The organism is Inquilinus sp. CAU 1745, assembly GCF_039839375.1.
Taxonomy (GTDB): domain Bacteria; phylum Pseudomonadota; class Alphaproteobacteria; order DSM-16000; family Inquilinaceae; genus JBDOQU01.
In genome coordinates this window covers 159,386-177,004 of the sequence record NZ_JBDOQU010000004.1, presented here as the reverse complement: position 1 = coordinate 177,004, position 17,619 = coordinate 159,386, and the positions used below count along the sequence as shown (strand labels likewise).

Genomic DNA, 17,619 nt, shown 5'->3' with positions numbered 1-17,619 from the left:
CTCCTGTTCTGTTTCCGCGCCGCCTTCAGGGCGGTTCGCGTCCTCCGCTTTTATCCCTCCTGCTTCCGGTAGGAGGGATGCCAGAAGGTCGTCGCCCGCTCCACCAGCACCAGTGCGCCATAGGTGAGCGAGCCGGCGGCGGCCGCGACCGCGATGGTCGCCCAGACCATGCCGACATTCAGCCGCGCCACTTCGCTGGAGATGCGGAACCCCATGCCGAAGATCGGCGTGCCGAAGAATTCGGCGACGATGGCGCCGATCAGCGCGAGGGTGGAGTTGAGCTTTAGGGCATTGAACACGAACGGCATGGCGGCCGGCAGCCGCACCTTCCACAACGTCTGCGGATAGGAGGCGGCGTAGGAGCGCATCAGGTCCCGTTCCGTCCGCCCGGTCGCCTGGAGGCCGGCCAGCGTGTTCACCATCATCGGGAAGAAGGTCATGACGACGATCACCGCCGCCTTGGATTCCCAGCCGAAACCGAACCACATGACCATGATCGGCGCGATGCCGACGATGGGCATGGCGCTGACCATGCTGCCGATCGGCAGCAGCCCGCGCTGGAGGAAGGGCGACCGATCGATGGCGATTGCGGTCAGGAAGCCGATCGAGCAACCAGCGATATAGCCGGGGATGACCGACCGGATGAAGGTCTGCTCGAAATCGATCCAGAGGGTGTAGAGGCTGGCAGAGAATATTTCCGCCACCGCGCTGGGGGCGGGCAACAGGATTTTCGGCACCTCGAACCCCAGCGTCAGCACCTCCCAGAAATAGAGCAGCAGGCCGCCGAACAGGACCGGCACGAGGATCGCGCTCAGCCTGTCCCCGAAAGCCGCGAGGGTGGAGAGACCGCGCCACAGATAGGCGACCACGGCGATCAGCAGCAGCCACGACGCGCCGGCCGGACCGTCGAAGGTCATGCCCTGGCGGATCGCCATCAGGAGGACGACGCCCAGAAGCACCGATCCGGCGCAGAAGAGCAGGCCGGCTGTGCGGGATTTCCCCGGCAAGGCCATGGCGCCGGCCAGCGCCGCCACGGCCAGCGCGGCAACCAGATAGCTTGCCCCGCCGATCAGTATCGGCGCGGTCCCCCCGTCGATCTCGCCGGCCGGCAGGAAGAGGACGCCGAGCAGCACGCCCAGCAGCGGCAGGGCCAAAGCTGCGCGCTTCATGGCCGGCCTCCGCGCGCATTCTCCGTCACCCGTTCGGCGACCGTGACGAGGAAGATGCACAGCATCGCCAGCAGCCCGGAGCAGATGAGCGCCGACCACATCGCGGTCGTCTGGCCGTAATAGCTGCCGATCAAGAGCCGCGCGCCGATCCCGGCCTGCGCGCCGGTGGGCAGTTCCCCGACGATGGCGCCGACCAGCGCCAGCGCGATGCCGACCTTGAGGCTGGGGAAGAGGAAGGAGACCGAGGCCGGCCAGCGCAGCTTGGCGAAGATCTGCGCCTTGGACGCGCTGTAGGTCCGCATGAGGTCGAGCTGCAGCGGATCGGGCGAGCGCAGCCCCTTGACCATGCCGATGGTCACCGGAAAGAAGCTGAGATAGGCGGAGATGATTGATTTCGGCACGAGTCCGGTGAAGCCCATATTGCCGAGCACGACCACGATCATCGGCGCGATGGCCAGGATCGGTATGGTCTGGGAGGCGATGACCCAGGGCATCAGCGACCGGTCGAGCGTGCGGACATGGACGATGCCGATCGCGATCAGGATGCCCAGCGCCGAACCGAGCGCGAAACCGGCGAGCGTGGAACTCATCGTCACCCAGGAATGGTAGACGAGGCTGCGCTTGGAGGTGATGGCCTGGCGAAACACGTTCTCCCAAAGGTCGGCCGCGACCTGGGTCGGCGCGGGCAGCACCGGCCGCTCCATCGACCAGGTGGCGGACAGAAGCTCCACCATCCCGTAATCGGTGATTTCGTCCCTCTCGAACTGCTCGATCGTCCGGGGGGCGTTCAGCCAGGCCGCGCCGGCGAACCAGACCGCGAACAGGGCCAGCAGGACGATCGCGACCGGCAGCGTCCGCCCGTCGCGGACCCTCCGCCAGCGGGAGGAGACCGCGACCGGGGCGTGCAGCGCCTCCGCCGTCACCGTTTATCTTTCCGGCGGCGGCTACTCATAGCTGTGGCCTTCGCGCAGCGCCTCGCGGACGCGGTGGGCGATCGACAGGAACTCCGGCGTCTCCCGCACATCCAGGTCGCGGTCCTTCGGCAAATCGCTGTCGATCACCTCCACGATCCGGCCGGGGCGCGGCGACATCACCACGATGCGGGAGGACAGGAACGCCGCCTCCGGGATCGAATGGGTGACGAAGACGACCGTGAGATTGGTCCGGTTCCAGAGGTCCAGCAGGTGGACGTTGAGATTGTCGCGCGTGATCTCGTCCAGCGCACCGAACGGTTCGTCCATCAAGAGCAGGTGCGGCTCGAAGCTGAGCGCGCGGGCGATCGACACGCGCTGCTGCATGCCGCCGGAAAGCTGCCAGGGGAACTTCTTCTTGAAGCCTTCCAGCCCCACCGTCTCCAGCGCCTTGTCGGCGCGGGCGGCGCGTTCGGCCTTCGACGCGCCCATGATCTCCAGCGGAAGCTGGACGTTGCGCTCGACGTTCCGCCAGGGGTAGAGCGCCGGGGCCTGGAAGACATAGCCGTAGGACCGGTCGCGCCGGGCTTCCTCCGGCGTGCCGCCATTGACCCGGACGGAGCCGCCGGTCGGCTGCTCAAGATCCGCGATGACGCGCATCAGGGTGGTCTTGCCGCAGCCCGACGGGCCGATCAGCGACACGAACTCCCCCCGCGCGATGTTCAGGTCGATCTCCGACAAGGCGTTGACCGGCGTGTCGGCCGTCTGGAAGACCAGCGACAGCCCGCTGGCCTCGACCACCGGCGCGGAGGACGCGTCCTGCGTGGCGGGCCGTGCCGGGGCATGATCCATCATCGCCACCATTCAGACGCCCGCCTTCGCCAGCACAGCGTGCAGCAGCACGTTGGCCCCCGCGGCGCAATGGTCGAACTCCGCGCTTTCGATCTCGTTATGGCTGATCCCGTCCTTGCACGGGATGAAGATCATGGAGGTCGGGGCCTTGCGGTTGACGTAGCAGGCGTCGTGCCCGGCGCCGGACACCATCTCCCGATTGGAATAGCCCAGATGGTCGGTCGCGGATTGCACGGCATCGATGCAGCTCTTGTCGAACCGGACGGCAGGATAGTGCCAGATGTCCTTGAGATCGACCTCCACATCCTGCGCCTTCGCCGCTTCGGCGACCGCCTCCCTCAGCGCCTTGTCCATCTCTTCCAGCGTCGAATCGTCGGGGTGGCGGAATTCGGCGGTGAAGGTGACCGTGCCGGGGATGACGTTGCGCGACGGCTCCCCGATGGTCAGGACGCCGACCGTGCCGACGCCGTAAGGAGCCTTGGACAGCGCGATCTCCTGCACCGCCAGGATGATCCGTGCGGCGGCAGCCAGCGCGTCCCTCCGCAGCTTCATGGGCGTTGAGCCGGCGTGGCTCTCCCGCCCGACGATGGTGCAATCGTACCAGCGCTGGCCCTGGGCGTGGGCGACGACGCCGATCACCTTGTCCTCCGCCTCCAGGATCGGCCCCTGTTCGATGTGGACCTCGAAGAAAGCCCCGAACTGGCGCTCGCCGCAGGGTTCGTCGCCCTTGTAGCCGATGCGCTCCAACTCCTCCCCGAACTTCAGCCCGTCCTTGTCGGTCAGCGCATAGGCCTCCTGCTTGTCGATCGCGCCGGCATAGACGCCCGACGCCAGCATCGCCGGGGCGAAGCGGGAGCCTTCCTCGTTGGTCCAGTTGACGACCATGATCGGCGCTTGCGTCTCCACGCCCGCCTCGTTCAGCGTGCGCACCAGTTCCAGCCCAGACAGCACGCCTAGGACGCCGTCGTACTTCCCGCCGGTCGGCTGGGTGTCCAGGTGCGATCCGCAAGCGATCGGTGGCAGGGAATTGTCCTTGCCCGGCCGCACCGCATAGATGTTGCCCATATCGTCGACGGTGACGGTGCAGCCCGCCTCCTCGCACCTTGCGACGAACCAGTCCCGCACCTTCCGGTCCAGGTCGCTCACGGTCAGGCGCTTGATGCCGCCCTTGGCGGTCTTCCCGAACTCCGCCGTCTCCATCAGCGTGTCCCAGAGGCGCTGTTCGTTGATGCGAAGATTGTGCATGGAACTCCCAGTCCTGTTCCGGAGCCGTGGTCGTCGCGCCCGGCCCGTTCGTGATTTCTTCGTTCAGCGAAGCGTTCCGCGATTCCGGCCGCCGCGCAAGCCCCCTGCTCCGTCTCCTGTCCGGCCCCCTACTCCGCCGCCTTCACCCGCATCGGGTTGTTGGGGTGGGTCGTCCAGTTGGCGTAGGGCAGTCCCGTCTCCACCGGGACCATGGTGATGCAATTGTCGACCGGGCAGACATGCATGCAGAGATTGCAGCCCACGCACTCCTCCTCGATCACCTCATACCGCCGCTTGCCGTCGGCCCTAAGGGCCGCGATCGACTGGTGGGAGGTATCCTCGCAGGCGATGTGGCACTTGCCGCACTGAATGCAGAGGTCCTGGTCGATATCGGCGATGGTCTTGAAGTTGATGTTCAGATGCTGCCATTCGACGAAGTTGGGCACCGCCCTGCCGTGGAAATCGGCCGTCGTCCGGTAATCCTTCTGGTCCATCCAGTTGGAAAGCCCGTTCTCCATATCCTCCACGATCTTGAAACCGTGGGTCATGGCGGCGGTGCAAACCTGGACGTTGCCGGCGCCCATCGAGATGAACTCCGCCGCCTCCCGCCAGGTGGAGACGCCGCCGATGCCGGAGATCGCCATGCCCCGGCATTCCGGATCGCGCGCGATCTCCGCCACCATGCGCAACGCGATCGGCTTCACCGCGGGGCCGCAATAGCCGCCATGGGTGCCCTTGCCGTCGACGGTGGGTTCGGGGGCCATCAAATCCAGATCGACCGAGACGATGGACTGGATGGTGTTGATCAGGCTGACGGCGTCCGCCCCGCCGCGCTTCGCCGCGCGGGCGGGCCCGAGGATGTTGGTGATGTTCGGCGTCAGCTTCACGATCACCGGCATCCGGCTGTGCTGCTTGCACCAGCGGGCGACCATCTCGACATATTCCGGCACCTGGCCGACGGCCGAGCCCATGCCGCGTTCGGACATGCCGTGGGGGCAGCCGAAATTCAGTTCGATCCCGTCGGCCTCGGTCTCCTCCACGCGCTTCAGGATCGCCTTCCAGCTTTCCTCCTCGCACGGGACCATCAGGCTGACGATGACCGCGCGGTCGGGCCAGGCCTTCTTGACCTCCTTGATCTCCCGAAGGTTGATCTCGAGCGGCCGATCGGTGATCAGCTCGATATTGTTGAAGCCGGCGACGCGGGTCCCGTTATAGGCGACCGCGCCGTAGCGGGAGGACACGTTGACGATCGGCGGGTCCTCGCCCAGCGTCTTCCACACCACACCGCCCCATCCGGCGCGGAACGCCCGTTCGACATTGTACTTCTTGTCGGTCGGCGGAGCGGAGGCCAGCCAGAACGGATTGGTGGAGCGGATGCCCAGGAAATCATTGGTCAGGTCGGCCATGGATTTGCTCCCACGCTTGAACCCCTCACCCTCCCGCTTCGCGGGTCCCTCCCTCTCCCCGGAGGGGCGAGGGTAAGTTGGTAGCCCTCGCCCCTCCGGGGAGAGGGTTGGGTGAGGGGCGGTTGTTATCCCCGCAACAGGCGGTCGATCGCTTCGGCGGCGATCTTGCCGTCCTCAACGGCTGCGACGGTCAGATCCGTCCCGGGAACGCAGTCGCCGCCAGCGAAGACGCCTTTCAGCGAGGTCTCGCGGTCGGCGTTGACGATGATGCGGTCCGACGCGATCTCCAGCGGCTCGGCCGACAGCCCGTCCTCCAGGGCGGAGGGCACGAAATACTGGCCGATCGCCTTGAAGACCTGGTCGGCCAGGATCGTGAAGCCGTCGCCCGTGCCCATCAGCCGGCCGTTCGCGTCGAGCTGGGTATATTCGAACTCCACCTCCTTGACGGCCGGGCCGGCGCCGTTGGCGGGCCAGCCGAGGATGCGCCGGGGCTGCGCCCAGTATTTGATCCGGACGCCGTTGGTCTGCGCCCATTCCTGTTCCTTCCAGGTGGCGGACATGTTCTCCCGCCCCCTGCGGTAGACGAGCGTCACGTCCTCCGCGCCCAGGCGCTTCGCCTGGGTGGCGATGTCGATGGCGGTGTTGCCGCCGCCGATGACGACGACCCGGCGACCGACCGGCAGCGACGCCTTGTCAGCGGCCTGGCGCAGTTCGGCGATATAGTCGACGGCGTTCATCACGCCCGTCATCTCCTCCCCCTCCGCGCCCAGCGCGCGAACGGCGGCGTGGCCGATGCCGAGGAAGATTGCGTCATAGTCCCGGCGCAACCCGGCTAGCGTTACGTCGCGGCCCAGCGCCTGGCCGTAGCGCATCTCGATCCCGCCGATGGAGAGGATGAAGTCGAGCTCCCGCTGCGCGAAGTCGTTCGGGACCTTATAGGCGGCGATGCCATATTCGTTGAGCCCGCCGCCCTTCCCGCGCGCCTCGAACACGGTGACGTCGTGGCCCAGCATGGCGGCGCGATGGGCGCAGGCCATGCCCGCCGGCCCTGCCCCGACCACGGCCACCCTCTTGCCGGAGGGCGCGGCGCGGGTGAAGGGTTGGACGCCCGCAGCAAACAGCGCGTCGGTCGCGTGACGCTGGAGGGCGCCGATATTGACCGGCTTCTCCTCCTGGAGGTTGCGCACGCAGGCTTCCTCGCACAGTTCCTCCACCGGGCAGACCCGGGCGCACATGCCGCCCATGATGTTGGATTCGAGGATCGTGGTCGCCGCGCCCTTCAGATTGCCGGTGTTGATCGACCGGATGAAGGAGGGGATGTCGATGTCCGTCGGACACGCCTCGACGCAGGGCGCGTCATAGCAGAAATAGCAGCGGCTGGATTCGATCACCGCCTGACGCTTGTCGAGCGGCGGATGGGCGTCGCCGAAATTCGCCGCGAGGTCGACCGGATCGAGACGCCCGGCCGCGATATCCGAATGTGCGGTCATGAACGTATTTCCTTCCCAAACCTTGGCCCACATCCGTTTTCCGGTATCTTCACGGGCAGGGGCTTTTCGCCCTGCCGCAGGAGGCCATTGAAAGGAAGGCTAGCGAAAACCTGACCAATTGGTCAAAATTTATTTATTAAGAACGACTCTCAAAAGAAACAGCGCAACCGAACCGACGCCCCATGACGAAATTTTCAGCCATCCAGGCCCGAGGAGGCCCCACCGCCTTTGACGAGGGCGCGTCCCGCCGGGGCGGTGGTCGGACGCGCCGCGCCAACGAGGCGCGCATCCTGGAGGCGGCGGAGGCGGTGTTCGCGGAAGCCGGATTCACCGGCGCGTCGATGCAGGCGATCGCGGAGCGGGCGGGGCTCCCCAAGGCCAACCTGCACTATTATTTCGGCACCAAGGAGGGGCTCTACCGGGCGCTGCTGGCGCGCATCCTGGACATGTGGGTGGATGCCTTCGACCATATCGTCCCTGCCCGCGACCCTGCCGACGCGTTGAGCGCCTACATAAGCGACAAGATGCACTGGTCGCGCACCCGGCCGCTCGCCTCCAAGGTCTTCGCCAACGAGATCGTCCATGGCGCGCAGCAGATCGAGCCCTATCTGTCGGGCAAGCTGCGGCAGACGGTGAAGGACAAGAGTGTGGTCATCGAAGGCTGGATCGCCAGCGGCCGGATGGCCCCGATCGACCCCGCCCATCTGTTCTTCGGCCTGTGGGCGTTGACCCAGACCTACGCCGATTTCGACGTCCAGGTCCGGGCGGTGCTGGGCCGCGAGCGGCTGACCGACGCCGACCACGACCATGCGACGCGGCAGGTGACGGCGCTGGTGCTGCGCGGCTGCGGGCTGGCCGATCCGGCAGACGGTAAGGCCGCGGCTTCCGTATCGAATCCGCCATCCCTCTGATAGATTGACCTCCATGATCTCCAAGCGCCGCCTCGCCGCCTTCCTTTGCGCCCTTCCGCTCATCGCCCTGGCGGCCTGCGCCGCGCCCGATAAGACGCGCCCGACCTCCGCCGGAGTGGCGGTCGAAGGCGATTTCGACGAGGCGCGGTCCGAGGCGCTTCTGGCGGAGGCGCGGGCGGCCCAGGAGGCCGGGCGGTCCGACGCGGCCGTCGACCTCTACCGCCAGGCGGCGCTTTCCTGGCCGGACAACCGCGACGCCTGGGTGGGCTTGCGCGATCTTTCAGGCGAACAGGGGATGGCGGAAGATGCCGCGGCCGCAGAGTTCATGATCGGCCGGATCGACCTCTATCCCAGCGACCAGTTCTATGTGCAGCGGGAGGTCAACCGCGCGCTGAAGATCTGGGCCAACGAGGCCGAGGCTGCGCCCGACGCCAACGCGACCCAGATCGCCTACGCCCGGACGCTTTCGGATTTCTACGATTGGCGCTACGCGATGCGCGGCAGCTACGACGCGCCCCGCCCCTTCCTGAACGTCAGGGCCAAGGACCTCCCCGCCGTCATCGCCAGCGGCGGCGGCGTGCTGTTCTATCTGGGCACGCTGGCGACGGAGAGTGCGTCGGGGCAGTAAACCAACGCCCCTCACCCAACCCTCTCCCCGGAGGGGCGAGGGCTACCAACTTACTCTCGCCCCTCCGGGGAGAGGGAGGGACCCGCGAAGCGGGAGGGTGAGGGGGCGTTGGTTTCCCTACTCCGCAGCCTCCGCCATCGGCGGCATGGCCTGCCAGATTTCGCGGGCGTAGTCGCGGATGGTGCGGTCGGAGGAGAACCAGCCGACATTGGCGGTGTTCAGCACCGCCTTGCGCAGCCAGTCCTCGCGGTGGACATAGTTTCGCCCGACCTCTTTCTGCGCGTCCTGATAGGCGGCGAAATCGGCGGTGACGAAATAGCTGTCATGGTGGCGGAGGCCGTCGGTCAGCGGGCGGAAGCGGTACGGATCGTCCGGCGAGAAGACGCCCGAGGCGATCATGTCGAGCGCGCGGCGGAGCGCGGGGTGGCCGTCGATCACGGCGCCGGGATCGAACTCGCCGCCGGCGCGAAGCGCCTCCACCTCATCGGCCTTCAGTCCGAAGATGAAGATGTTGTCGGCCCCCACCCTTTCCATGATCTCCACATTCGCGCCGTCCAGCGTGCCGATGGTGAGCGCGCCGTTCAGCGCGAACTTCATGTTGCCGGTGCCCGATGCCTCCTTGCCGGCGGTTGAGATCTGCTCCGACAGATCGGCGGCGGGGATGATCTTCTCAGCCAGGGTGACGTTGTAGTTCGGCAGGAAGACCACCTTCAGCAGCCCGCGCACGGCGGGGTCCTGGTTGACGACATGGGCGATGTCGTTGCCCAGCTTGATGATGAGCTTCGCGATATCGTAGCTGGACGCCGCCTTGCCGCCGAAGATCTTGACCCTAGGCACCCAGTCGACGGTCGGGTTATCGCGGATCTGGTTGTAGAGCGCGACCGTCTGGATAAGGTTCAGGAACTGGCGCTTATATTCGTGGATGCGCTTGATCTGGACGTCGAACAGGGCGTCGGGATCGACCGCGACATCCAGCCGGTCGGCGATCAGGCCGGCGAGCGCCTCCTTGTTCCGCCGCTTGGCCTGGAAGAAGGCCTCCCGGAAGCCGCTATCCTCCGCATGGGGGGCGAGGTCGGAGATCCGCTCCAGATCGTCCATCCAGCCATCGCCGATCGCCTCCGTCACCAGCGCCGCCAGCGGCCGGTTGCACTGGTGCAGCCAGCGGCGCGGCGTGATGCCGTTGGTCTTGTTGACGATGCGGTCGGGGAACTCCCGGTTCATCTCCTTGAAGACCGTCTGCTTCATCAGGTCGGTATGGAGCGCGGAGACGCCGTTGACCTTGTGGCTGCCCAGGAACGCCAGATTGCCCATGCGGACCCGGCGGTCGCCATCCTCGTCGATCAGCGACAGCGTCGCGAGGCGGGGATTGTCGGTGATCGGCTTCTTCCGGGCTTCGGTCAGGAAGCGGGCGTTGATCTCATAGATGATCTGCATGTGCCGGGGCAGCACGCGCTCCACCAGCCCGACCGGCCACGCCTCCAGCGCCTCGGGCAGCAGGGTGTGGTTGGTGTAGGCGATGGTTGCCCGCGTCAGTTCCCACGCCTTCGCCCATGAGACGCGATGCGCATCGATCAGCAGCCGCATGAGTTCCGGCACCGCGATCGCCGGATGGGTGTCGTTGAGCTGGATCGCTGCCTTCTCGGGCAGCCGGTCGAATGTCGGGTGCTGCTGGACGTAGCGGCGCAGGATGTCCTGGAGGGATGCGGAGGTGAAGAAATATTCCTGCTTGAACCGGAGTTCCTGGCCGACCTCCGTGGAATCGTTCGGGTAGAGGACGCGGCTCAGATTCTCAGACAGCACCTTCTGTTCGACCGCGCCCAGATAGTTGCCGCTGTTGAAGTCGGCGAGATTGAATTCGTTCGTCGGCTTGGCCGACCAGAGGCGCAGCGTGTTGATCCGCCGGCCGCGCCAGCCGACCACCGGCGTATCGTAGGCGACGGCCTTGACCCGCTCTGTGTTGACCCAGCCATGGCGCTTCTCACCGTCGCTGTCGCGGTATTCCTCGACATGGCCGTAGAAATCGATCGGGTAGGAGACCTCAGGCCGTTCGAATTCCCAGGGGTTGCCGGTCTCCAGCCAATTCTCGGGGGATTCCACCTGGAAGCCATGGTCGAACCGCTGTTCGAACATGCCGTACTCATAGCGGATTCCGTAGCCATAGCCGGCGATCCCCAGCGTCGCCATGCTGTCCAGGAAACAGGCGGCGAGCCGCCCGAGGCCGCCATTGCCCAGCGCCTGGTCGGGTTCGGCCTGGATCACGGTCGCGATATCGATGCCGATCTCCTCCAGCGCCTCGCGGCAGACATCGACGATGCCGAGGTTCGACATGTTGTTGTGCAGCAGCCGGCCGATCAAGAATTCCAGGCTGAGATAGTAGACCCGCTTGCGGTCGTCCGCGTCCATCGCGCGGGAGGTCTCCATCCAGCGGTCGACGACGCGGTCGCGCACCGCCAGCGCGACGGAGGCGAACCAGTCGCGCCTGGTCGCCCGCTTGGGATCCTTGCCGACCGAATAGACCAGCCATTCCAGGAAGGAGCGTTTCAGCGACTCCTTGTCGAGCCCCTGATGATCAATGCCGGGGGGATGGAAGCCGAGTTCCATGGGGGACGCCTTTCTGCCCCTGTTCTGCCAGCGGGAGGCGGCCGCCCCTGCGCCAGGGCCCCGTCACCCGGTTTTCGCGGATACGCCTATCGGGATGTCGTGGCAAGGAAAAGGCGGAACGGTGTTGGGATCGCGCCCGCCGGCGACGCACGGGCACGCCCTACTTTCTCGTCATGCTGGACTTGATCCAGCATCCATGCGGTGGCGATGAATGCCGGGGCCGCGTCCGGCCTTTCGCCGGCGGTGAAACGGCGAGGACCTATGGATTCCAGCCTCCGCTGGAATGACGAATAACGAAGAAAAAACCCGGCGCCTGAGCGCCGGGCCTTTCCGGATTGCCTTACGGATACGCGCCGGATTTACATCTGGGCGTAGGTGCCGTCGCTCCACTGGTACCAGACATAGGCCGGCTGCTCGACGTCGCCATTGTCGTCGAAGGACAACTCGCCCAGCACCGTCTGGAACGAATTGCCGTGCAATGCCTCGATCATGGCGTCGAGGTCGGTCGATCCCGCGATCTCCGCCGCCTGGGCGAACATCTGGACGGAGGCGTAGGTGTAGAGGGTGTAGCCCTCCGGCTCGTAGCCTCCCTCGCGGAAGCCGGCGACCACGTCGGCGGCGGCTTCGAAATTGCGCGGGTCGGGGCCGAAGGTCATCAGCGTGCCCTCGCCGGCCTCTCCGGTGATCGACCAAAATTCATCGGTGACGAGCGCGTCACCGGAGATGAGCTGGGTGTCCATGCCCTGCTGGCGCATCTGGCGGACCATGAGCCCGGCTTCGGTGTGGTAGCCGCCGACATAGAGGACGTCGATCGCGTTCTCCTTCAAGAGCGAGACCAGCGCGGTGTAGTCGCTTTCGCCGGCCGTATAGGCCTCGTAGAGCGTCTCCTGCGCGCCGGCCTCGTGCAGCGCGGCCTGCGTGGCGTCGGCCAGACCCTTGCCGTAGGCGGTCTTGTCATGGACGATCGCGATGTTCGCGTCGGGGAAATTCTCCACCAGGTACTGGGCGGCGATGATGCCCTGCTGGTCGTCGCGGCCGCAGGTGCGGAAGACATTCTCGCCGCCATCGTCGGTCAGCGCCGGGTTGGTCGACGCCGGCGAGATCATCAGGAGGCCTTCGTCGGTATAGACCTGGCTGGCCGGGATCGACGAGCCGGAGCAGAAGTGGCCTGCGACGAAGATCACGCCTTCATTGACGAAGTTGTTGGCGACGGAGACGGCCTGGCGCGGATCGCAGGCGTCGTCACCGACGGAGAGAACGAGCTGTTCGCCCAGCACGCCGCCGGCTTCGTTGATGTCCGCGACCGCCTGTTCGGCGCCGCGCTGCATCTGTTCGCCGAACGAGGCGTACTGGCCGGTCATCGGCCCCGCGGTGGCGATCAGGATGTCCGCCTGCGCGGCGGTCGCGCCCATCGCCAGACCGGCGGCCGTGGCGAGCAGCGTGTATTTCAGCGTTTTCATCTCTTAGTAGCTCCCTGTTCAAAGTAATTAGCGCCGCCCCGACGGGAGCGACGCCTCAAGCAGGGCGGGCGGCGTTCCGCGCCGCCTCATCCCTGAATGACTGCCTCAATATTATCACGACCGCACGGGCCAGCAACTAAATCCACAGCATTAACGAAAGAAAAAGCCCGGAGCCGAAGCGCCGGGCCTTTCCCTGGACTAGTCGTCGTTACAACGGGGCCTTACAGCTGGGCGTAAGTGCCGTCGCTCCACTGGTACCAAACGTAGGAGGGCTGCTCGACATCGCCATTGTCGTTGAAGGTGATTTCACCCAGCACCGTGTCGAAGGTGTTGTCGCCGTACAGCACGTCCATCATGGGATCGAGGTCGGTGGTGCCCGCGATCTCCGCCGCCTGGGCGAAGATCTGGATCGCCGCATAGGTGTAGAGGGTGTAGCCCTCAGGCTCATAGCCGGCTTCGCGGAAATCGGCGACCACCTCAGCGGCGGCTTCGAAATTGCGCGGGTCGGGGCCGAAGGTCATCAGCGTGCCTTCGCCGGCTTCGCCGGTGATCGACCAGAACTCGTCGGTCACCATCGCGTCGCCGGAGACCATCTGGGTGTCCATGCCCTGCTGGCGCATCTGGCGGACGATCAGGCCGGCCTCGGTGTGGTAGCCGCCGACATAGAGGACGTCGATGGCGTTCTCCTTCAGCAGCGAGACCAGCGCGGTGTAGTCGCTCTCGCCGGCCGTGTAGGCCTCATAGAGCGTCTCCTCGATCCCGGCCGCGTTCAACTCGGCCTTGGTCGCATCGGCCAGACCTTTGCCGTAGGCGGTCTTGTCGTGGATGATGGCGATGTTCGCGTCGCCGTAATTCTCGGCCAGATACGCAGCGGCGATGACGCCCTGCTGATCGTCGCGGCCGCAGATGCGGAAGACGTTGTCGCCGCCATCATCGGTCAGCGCCGGGTTGGTGGAGCCCGGCGAGATCATCAGGATGCCTTCGTCGGTGTAGACCTGGCTGGCCGGGATCGACGAACCGGAGCACCAGTGCCCGGCGACGAAGACGATGCCTTCATTGATGAAGTTGTTGGCGACGGAGACGGCCTGGCGAGGATCGCAGGCGTCATCGCCGACGGAGAGGACAAGCTGTTCGCCCAGCACGCCGCCGGCCTCGTTGATGTCCGCGACGGCAGCTTCCGCGCCGCGCCGCATCTGTTCGCCGAACGACGCGTACTGGCCGGTCATCGGACCGGCCGTCGCGATCGGAATTTCCGCCTGCGCCGCGGTCGCGCCCAGCGCCAGAACGGCGGCCGCGGCAACCAGCGTGGTTTTCAGCGTTTTCATAATCTAGTCAGCTCCCTGTTCAAAGTGACCAGGCTTCGCCCCCGACCGGGACGCGGCCTCAGGCAGGGCGGGCGGCGATGCCACCCTTCCCCCGCGAGATCGTCCCGACGATATCACGATACCGTCGCGGCGACCGAACCCCGCATTGTCCGGCGACAATATCGAGGATTTCTTCGGCGGCCTTAAGTCTCAGACCGGCTGATTCTTCTCGTTCCAGGAGAAGAGGCCGGACCGTTCGTAGAGCCACGGATACTGGGCGACCATCGTTCGCGCCTTGGTCATCCGGAAGGAGACGAAGGCGAAGGTCACGATCACCGCGAAATCGATCAGGAATCCCGGGATCGACAGAAGCGGCCCGCCGAACAGCGCGAAGACCAGGAAGCGGTTCCCCGCCGCCAGCAGGAGGGAATAGAAGATCCCCGTCCGCTCGAAAGTCTTCCAGTTCTTCGCCAGCGCCTGTCCGGAAAGCCATGCAGCACCGCCGGAGATGACGACAGTGAGGCCGATGAAGACGCCGATATAGCCGGCATAGAAATCGGTGAACATCAGTGACCTCCCTCCAGATAGGCCGCGCGGACCTCGCTGTTGGCCAGCAGTTCCTCGCCCGTCCCGGACATCCTGATATTGCCGGTGACCATGACATAGCCGCGATGGGCCAGCTTCAGCGCATGGTAGGCGTTCTGCTCCACCAGGAAGACCGTCACGCCCTGCTGCTCGTTGATCTCCCGGATGACCTCGAATATCTGCTTGACGACCAGCGGCGCCAGGCCGAGGGACGGTTCGTCCAGCAGCAACAGGCGAGGCCGGCTCATCAGCGCCCGGCCGATCGCCAGCATCTGCTGTTCGCCGCCCGAGAGCGTGCCGCCGCGCTGCCCCTGCCGCTCCTTCATGCGGGGGAACAGGTCGAAGACCCTCTTGAGGTCGTCGTCGAAATTCTTCTCATCGGTGGTGATGGCCCCCATCTGGAGGTTCTCCATCACCGTCATGCGCGGGAAGATCCGCCGCCCCTCGGGCGAATGGGCGATACCCTTGCGGCTGATCTCGAAGGTCGGCGTGCGGGTGATGTCCTCGCCCTCGAAGACGACCCGGCCCTGCCGCGCCTGCGGATTGGCGCAGATGGTCATGAGAAGGGTGGACTTTCCGGCCCCGTTGGCGCCGATCAGGGTGACGATCTCGCCCTGCGCGACCTCCACGTCCACGCCTTTCAGCGCTTCGATGGAGCCGTAGAAGGTATGGGCTTTCTGAACCGACAGCATCAGTTGCGGCCCTCCGTTCCGGCGGCGGGGTCGAGCCCCACGTCGGACGCCACCTCCGGCGGCAGTTCCTCGTCCTCCTCCTCGCCCAGATAGGCGCGGATGACATTCGGGTCGTCCCGCACGAAGGCGGGCGTGCCGTCGGAGATCTTCCTGCCGTAGTCCAGGACGATCACATGGTCGGAAATCTTCATCACCACGCTCATATCGTGCTCGATCAGGAGGACGCCGCACTTGTGCTCCTCCCTGATCGTCAGCAGCAGCTCGTTGAGTTCCGCCGTCTCCCTAGGGTTGAGCCCGGCGGCTGGCTCGTCCAGGCACAGGAGCACGGGTTCGGAGCACATGGCGCGGGCGATCTCCAGCCTGCGCTGCGCGCCATAGGGCAGGTTGGCCGCCTCCGTGTCCGCCAGCGAGGTCAGGTTGACCTTGTCCAGCCAATAGCGCGCGAGATCGAGCGCCCCTGCCTCCGCCCTGTGAAAGGACGGCAGACCGAAGAGGCCGGCGATGGAGAAGCCCGAAGCCTTCATCAGCTTGTTGTGCTGGGCCACCATCAGGTTCTCCAGCACGCTCATCCGGCCGAACAGGCGGATGTTCTGGAAGGTGCGGGCGACGCTGGCCTTCTGGCTGATCTCATGTCCCTCCATCCTCTCAAGGAGGAAGGAGTCGCCATGGCGATCGAGCGTCAGCCGGCCCTCGGTCGGCTTGTAGAAGCCGGTCAGGCAGTTGAACATCGTGGTCTTGCCGGCGCCGTTGGGGCCGATGACCGCGGTGATGGAGCCGTGTTCGGCTTCGAAGGAAACGTCGTCGACGGCGACCAGGCCGCCGAAGCGCATGGTCAGATGTTCGACCTTGAGAAGCGGGTTCGCCGTCATCACGCGCGCGCCTCCCCGCCGGAGGGCGCTTCGCCCAACGTTCGTTTCCTGATCTTGGGATCGTCGAGCCGGATCGTCGGGTCGCGATGGGCCAAGAGGCCGCGCGGCCGCCAGACCATGATCAGCACCATGGCGCCGCCGAAGGTCAGCATCCGGTATTCAGCCAGTTCGCGGAAGATCTCCGGCAGGCCGATGACCAGGATCGCCGCCAGCACCACGCCGGCCTGACTGCCCATGCCGCCCAGCACCACGATCGCCAGGATGATGGCGGATTCGATGAAGGTGAAGCTCTCCGGGCTAACGAAGCCCTGGCGGGTGGCGAAGAAGGACCCGGCGAAGCCGCCGAACATCGCGCTCATGGTGAAGGCCGCCAGCTTGATGTTCCGGCGGTTGATGCCGAGAGACTGGCAGGCGATGTCGTCTTCCCTGAGCGCCTCCCACGACCGTCCGATCGGCAGCCGGCGGATGCGCATGGTGAACAGGTTCACGACCAGCGCCAGCGCGAGGATCAGGTAGTAGAGGAAGATCATCTCGTGCATGGAATCATATTCCAGCCCGAAGAGCTGGTGGAACGCCGTCTCCCCCTCCTGTGGCCGGCGGGTGAACACCGCGAAGCCGAAGAAGCTGGGTTCCGGGATGCCGCCGACGCCATTGGGGCCGCCGGTGAATTCGTACCAGTTCAGCAGGATGACCCTGACGATCTCTCCGAAACCCAGCGTGACGATGGCGAAATAGTCGCCGCGGAGGCGCAGGACCGGGAAGCCAAGGATCAGGCCGCCGCAGGCCGCCAGGATGCCGGCGAGCGGCAGGCAGACCCAGAAGCTGAGGTCGAAATAGAAGGCCAGCAGCGCATAGGAATAGGCGCCGATGGCGTAGAAGGCGACGTAGCCGAGGTCCAGCAGCCCGGCCAGCCCGACGATGATGTTCAGCCCCCAGCCCAGCATGATGTAGGTGAGGATGAGCGTCGCGGTGTCGACCGTCGTCCGGTCGGAGAAGGGCAGGAACGGCAGGACCAGCGCCAGCACGATCGCGACCGGGCCGATATAGATCGTGGCCCGCTGGACGCGCGCGCCCATCCGGTCCATCGCGCGGTCCCGTTCCTCCCGGTCGATCGAGGCGCGATGGGTCCACAAGGTGACGGCGGCGCGAATCGACAGCAGCAGGCCGCCGGCGATGGTGATGACCCGAAGCGCCTCACTGGGCAGGTCGAGGAAGTATCCGGCCGCCGCGACGACGATGCCACCGACCAGCACCGGCAGGGGCATGCCCTCCCGCGTGAGCGCGAGGCCCAGCCGGCCGACGAACACCAGGAAGACGGCGACCGCGACCGAATCGTAGCGGGTGACGATCTGGAGACCGCCGACATCGTCGGCCGCGAACAGGCCGACCATGACGACGGTCAGGAGGAAGGCGATGCCGGCGGCGATCAGCGCTTCCTTGAACACCGCGCCCCACGGGATCGAGCGGGCGGGGGCGGTGGCGGCGTTGCTGCTCAT

Annotated in this window: 15 protein-coding genes; 2 read left to right on the top strand and 13 right to left on the bottom strand. The window is 66.0% G+C overall.

Features of this window, described 5'->3' with window-relative positions:
* Positions 1-50 precede the first annotated feature (50 nt).
* The 6 genes from AAFN89_RS07110 to AAFN89_RS07085 form a co-directional block, all read right to left on the bottom strand.
* Positions 51-1,169, bottom strand: coding sequence for an ABC transporter permease (locus tag AAFN89_RS07110; RefSeq protein ID WP_347537403.1), 1,119 nt, complete (start codon positions 1,167-1,169; stop codon positions 51-53).
* A complete protein-coding gene (locus AAFN89_RS07105) occupies positions 1,166-2,092 on the bottom strand; it encodes an ABC transporter permease (protein ID WP_347537400.1) in 927 nt (308 codons plus the stop codon). The genes AAFN89_RS07110 and AAFN89_RS07105 overlap by 4 nt, the downstream gene beginning before the upstream one ends.
* A 21-nt stretch (positions 2,093-2,113) precedes the next feature.
* Positions 2,114-2,935 carry an ABC transporter ATP-binding protein gene (locus AAFN89_RS07100; RefSeq protein ID WP_347537398.1) on the bottom strand — a complete coding sequence of 274 codons (822 nt, stop codon included), beginning with the start codon at positions 2,933-2,935 and terminating at the stop codon, positions 2,114-2,116.
* 9 nt (positions 2,936-2,944) lie between these two features.
* Entirely contained in the window at positions 2,945-4,177 is a 1,233-nt protein-coding gene (locus tag AAFN89_RS07095) for a Zn-dependent hydrolase (protein WP_347537396.1), read from the bottom strand.
* 128 nt (positions 4,178-4,305) lie between these two features.
* Complete coding sequence (gene preA / locus AAFN89_RS07090; protein ID WP_347537394.1) at positions 4,306-5,583, bottom strand: NAD-dependent dihydropyrimidine dehydrogenase subunit PreA; 1,278 nt, start codon at positions 5,581-5,583, stop codon at positions 4,306-4,308.
* Positions 5,584-5,708: 125 nt separating this feature from the next.
* Positions 5,709-7,073 (bottom strand): NAD(P)-dependent oxidoreductase, encoded by a 1,365-nt coding sequence (locus AAFN89_RS07085; protein WP_347537392.1) that lies wholly within the window; start codon positions 7,071-7,073, stop codon positions 5,709-5,711.
* 182 nt (positions 7,074-7,255) lie between these two features.
* Here AAFN89_RS07085 and AAFN89_RS07080 point away from each other — a divergent pair, with 182 nt between their 5' ends.
* Both AAFN89_RS07080 and AAFN89_RS07075 read left to right on the top strand, forming a co-directional pair.
* Positions 7,256-7,984, top strand: coding sequence for a TetR/AcrR family transcriptional regulator (locus AAFN89_RS07080; protein WP_347537390.1), 729 nt, complete (start codon positions 7,256-7,258; stop codon positions 7,982-7,984).
* 13 nt (positions 7,985-7,997) lie between these two features.
* The gene (locus AAFN89_RS07075; RefSeq protein ID WP_347537388.1) at positions 7,998-8,612 is read left to right on the top strand and encodes a hypothetical protein; all 615 of its coding nucleotides are present in this window, start codon (positions 7,998-8,000) and stop codon (positions 8,610-8,612) included.
* Positions 8,613-8,729: 117 nt separating this feature from the next.
* On the opposite strand, the gene AAFN89_RS07070 is transcribed toward AAFN89_RS07075, so the two are convergent.
* The 7 genes from AAFN89_RS07070 to livM form a co-directional block, all read right to left on the bottom strand.
* Complete coding sequence (locus AAFN89_RS07070; protein WP_347537386.1) at positions 8,730-11,213, bottom strand: glycogen/starch/alpha-glucan phosphorylase; 2,484 nt, start codon at positions 11,211-11,213, stop codon at positions 8,730-8,732.
* A gap of 359 nt (positions 11,214-11,572) precedes the next feature.
* Entirely contained in the window at positions 11,573-12,673 is a 1,101-nt protein-coding gene (locus tag AAFN89_RS07065) for a branched-chain amino acid ABC transporter substrate-binding protein (protein ID WP_347537384.1), read from the bottom strand.
* Between the two features lie 221 nt (positions 12,674-12,894).
* Complete coding sequence (locus tag AAFN89_RS07060) at positions 12,895-13,998, bottom strand: branched-chain amino acid ABC transporter substrate-binding protein (RefSeq protein ID WP_347537382.1); 1,104 nt, start codon at positions 13,996-13,998, stop codon at positions 12,895-12,897.
* A gap of 189 nt (positions 13,999-14,187) precedes the next feature.
* Positions 14,188-14,544: a DUF6867 family protein gene (locus AAFN89_RS07055; protein WP_347537380.1), complete on the bottom strand. Its 357-nt coding sequence runs from the start codon at positions 14,542-14,544 to the stop codon at positions 14,188-14,190.
* Complete coding sequence (locus AAFN89_RS07050; RefSeq protein WP_347537378.1) at positions 14,544-15,254, bottom strand: ABC transporter ATP-binding protein; 711 nt, start codon at positions 15,252-15,254, stop codon at positions 14,544-14,546. The genes AAFN89_RS07055 and AAFN89_RS07050 overlap by 1 nt, the downstream gene beginning before the upstream one ends.
* Positions 15,254-16,123 carry an ATP-binding cassette domain-containing protein gene (locus tag AAFN89_RS07045; protein ID WP_347537376.1) on the bottom strand — a complete coding sequence of 290 codons (870 nt, stop codon included), beginning with the start codon at positions 16,121-16,123 and terminating at the stop codon, positions 15,254-15,256. The genes AAFN89_RS07050 and AAFN89_RS07045 overlap by 1 nt, the downstream gene beginning before the upstream one ends.
* The gene (gene livM, locus AAFN89_RS07040) at positions 16,123-17,619 is read right to left on the bottom strand and encodes a high-affinity branched-chain amino acid ABC transporter permease LivM (protein ID WP_347537374.1); all 1,497 of its coding nucleotides are present in this window, start codon (positions 17,617-17,619) and stop codon (positions 16,123-16,125) included. The genes AAFN89_RS07045 and livM overlap by 1 nt, the downstream gene beginning before the upstream one ends.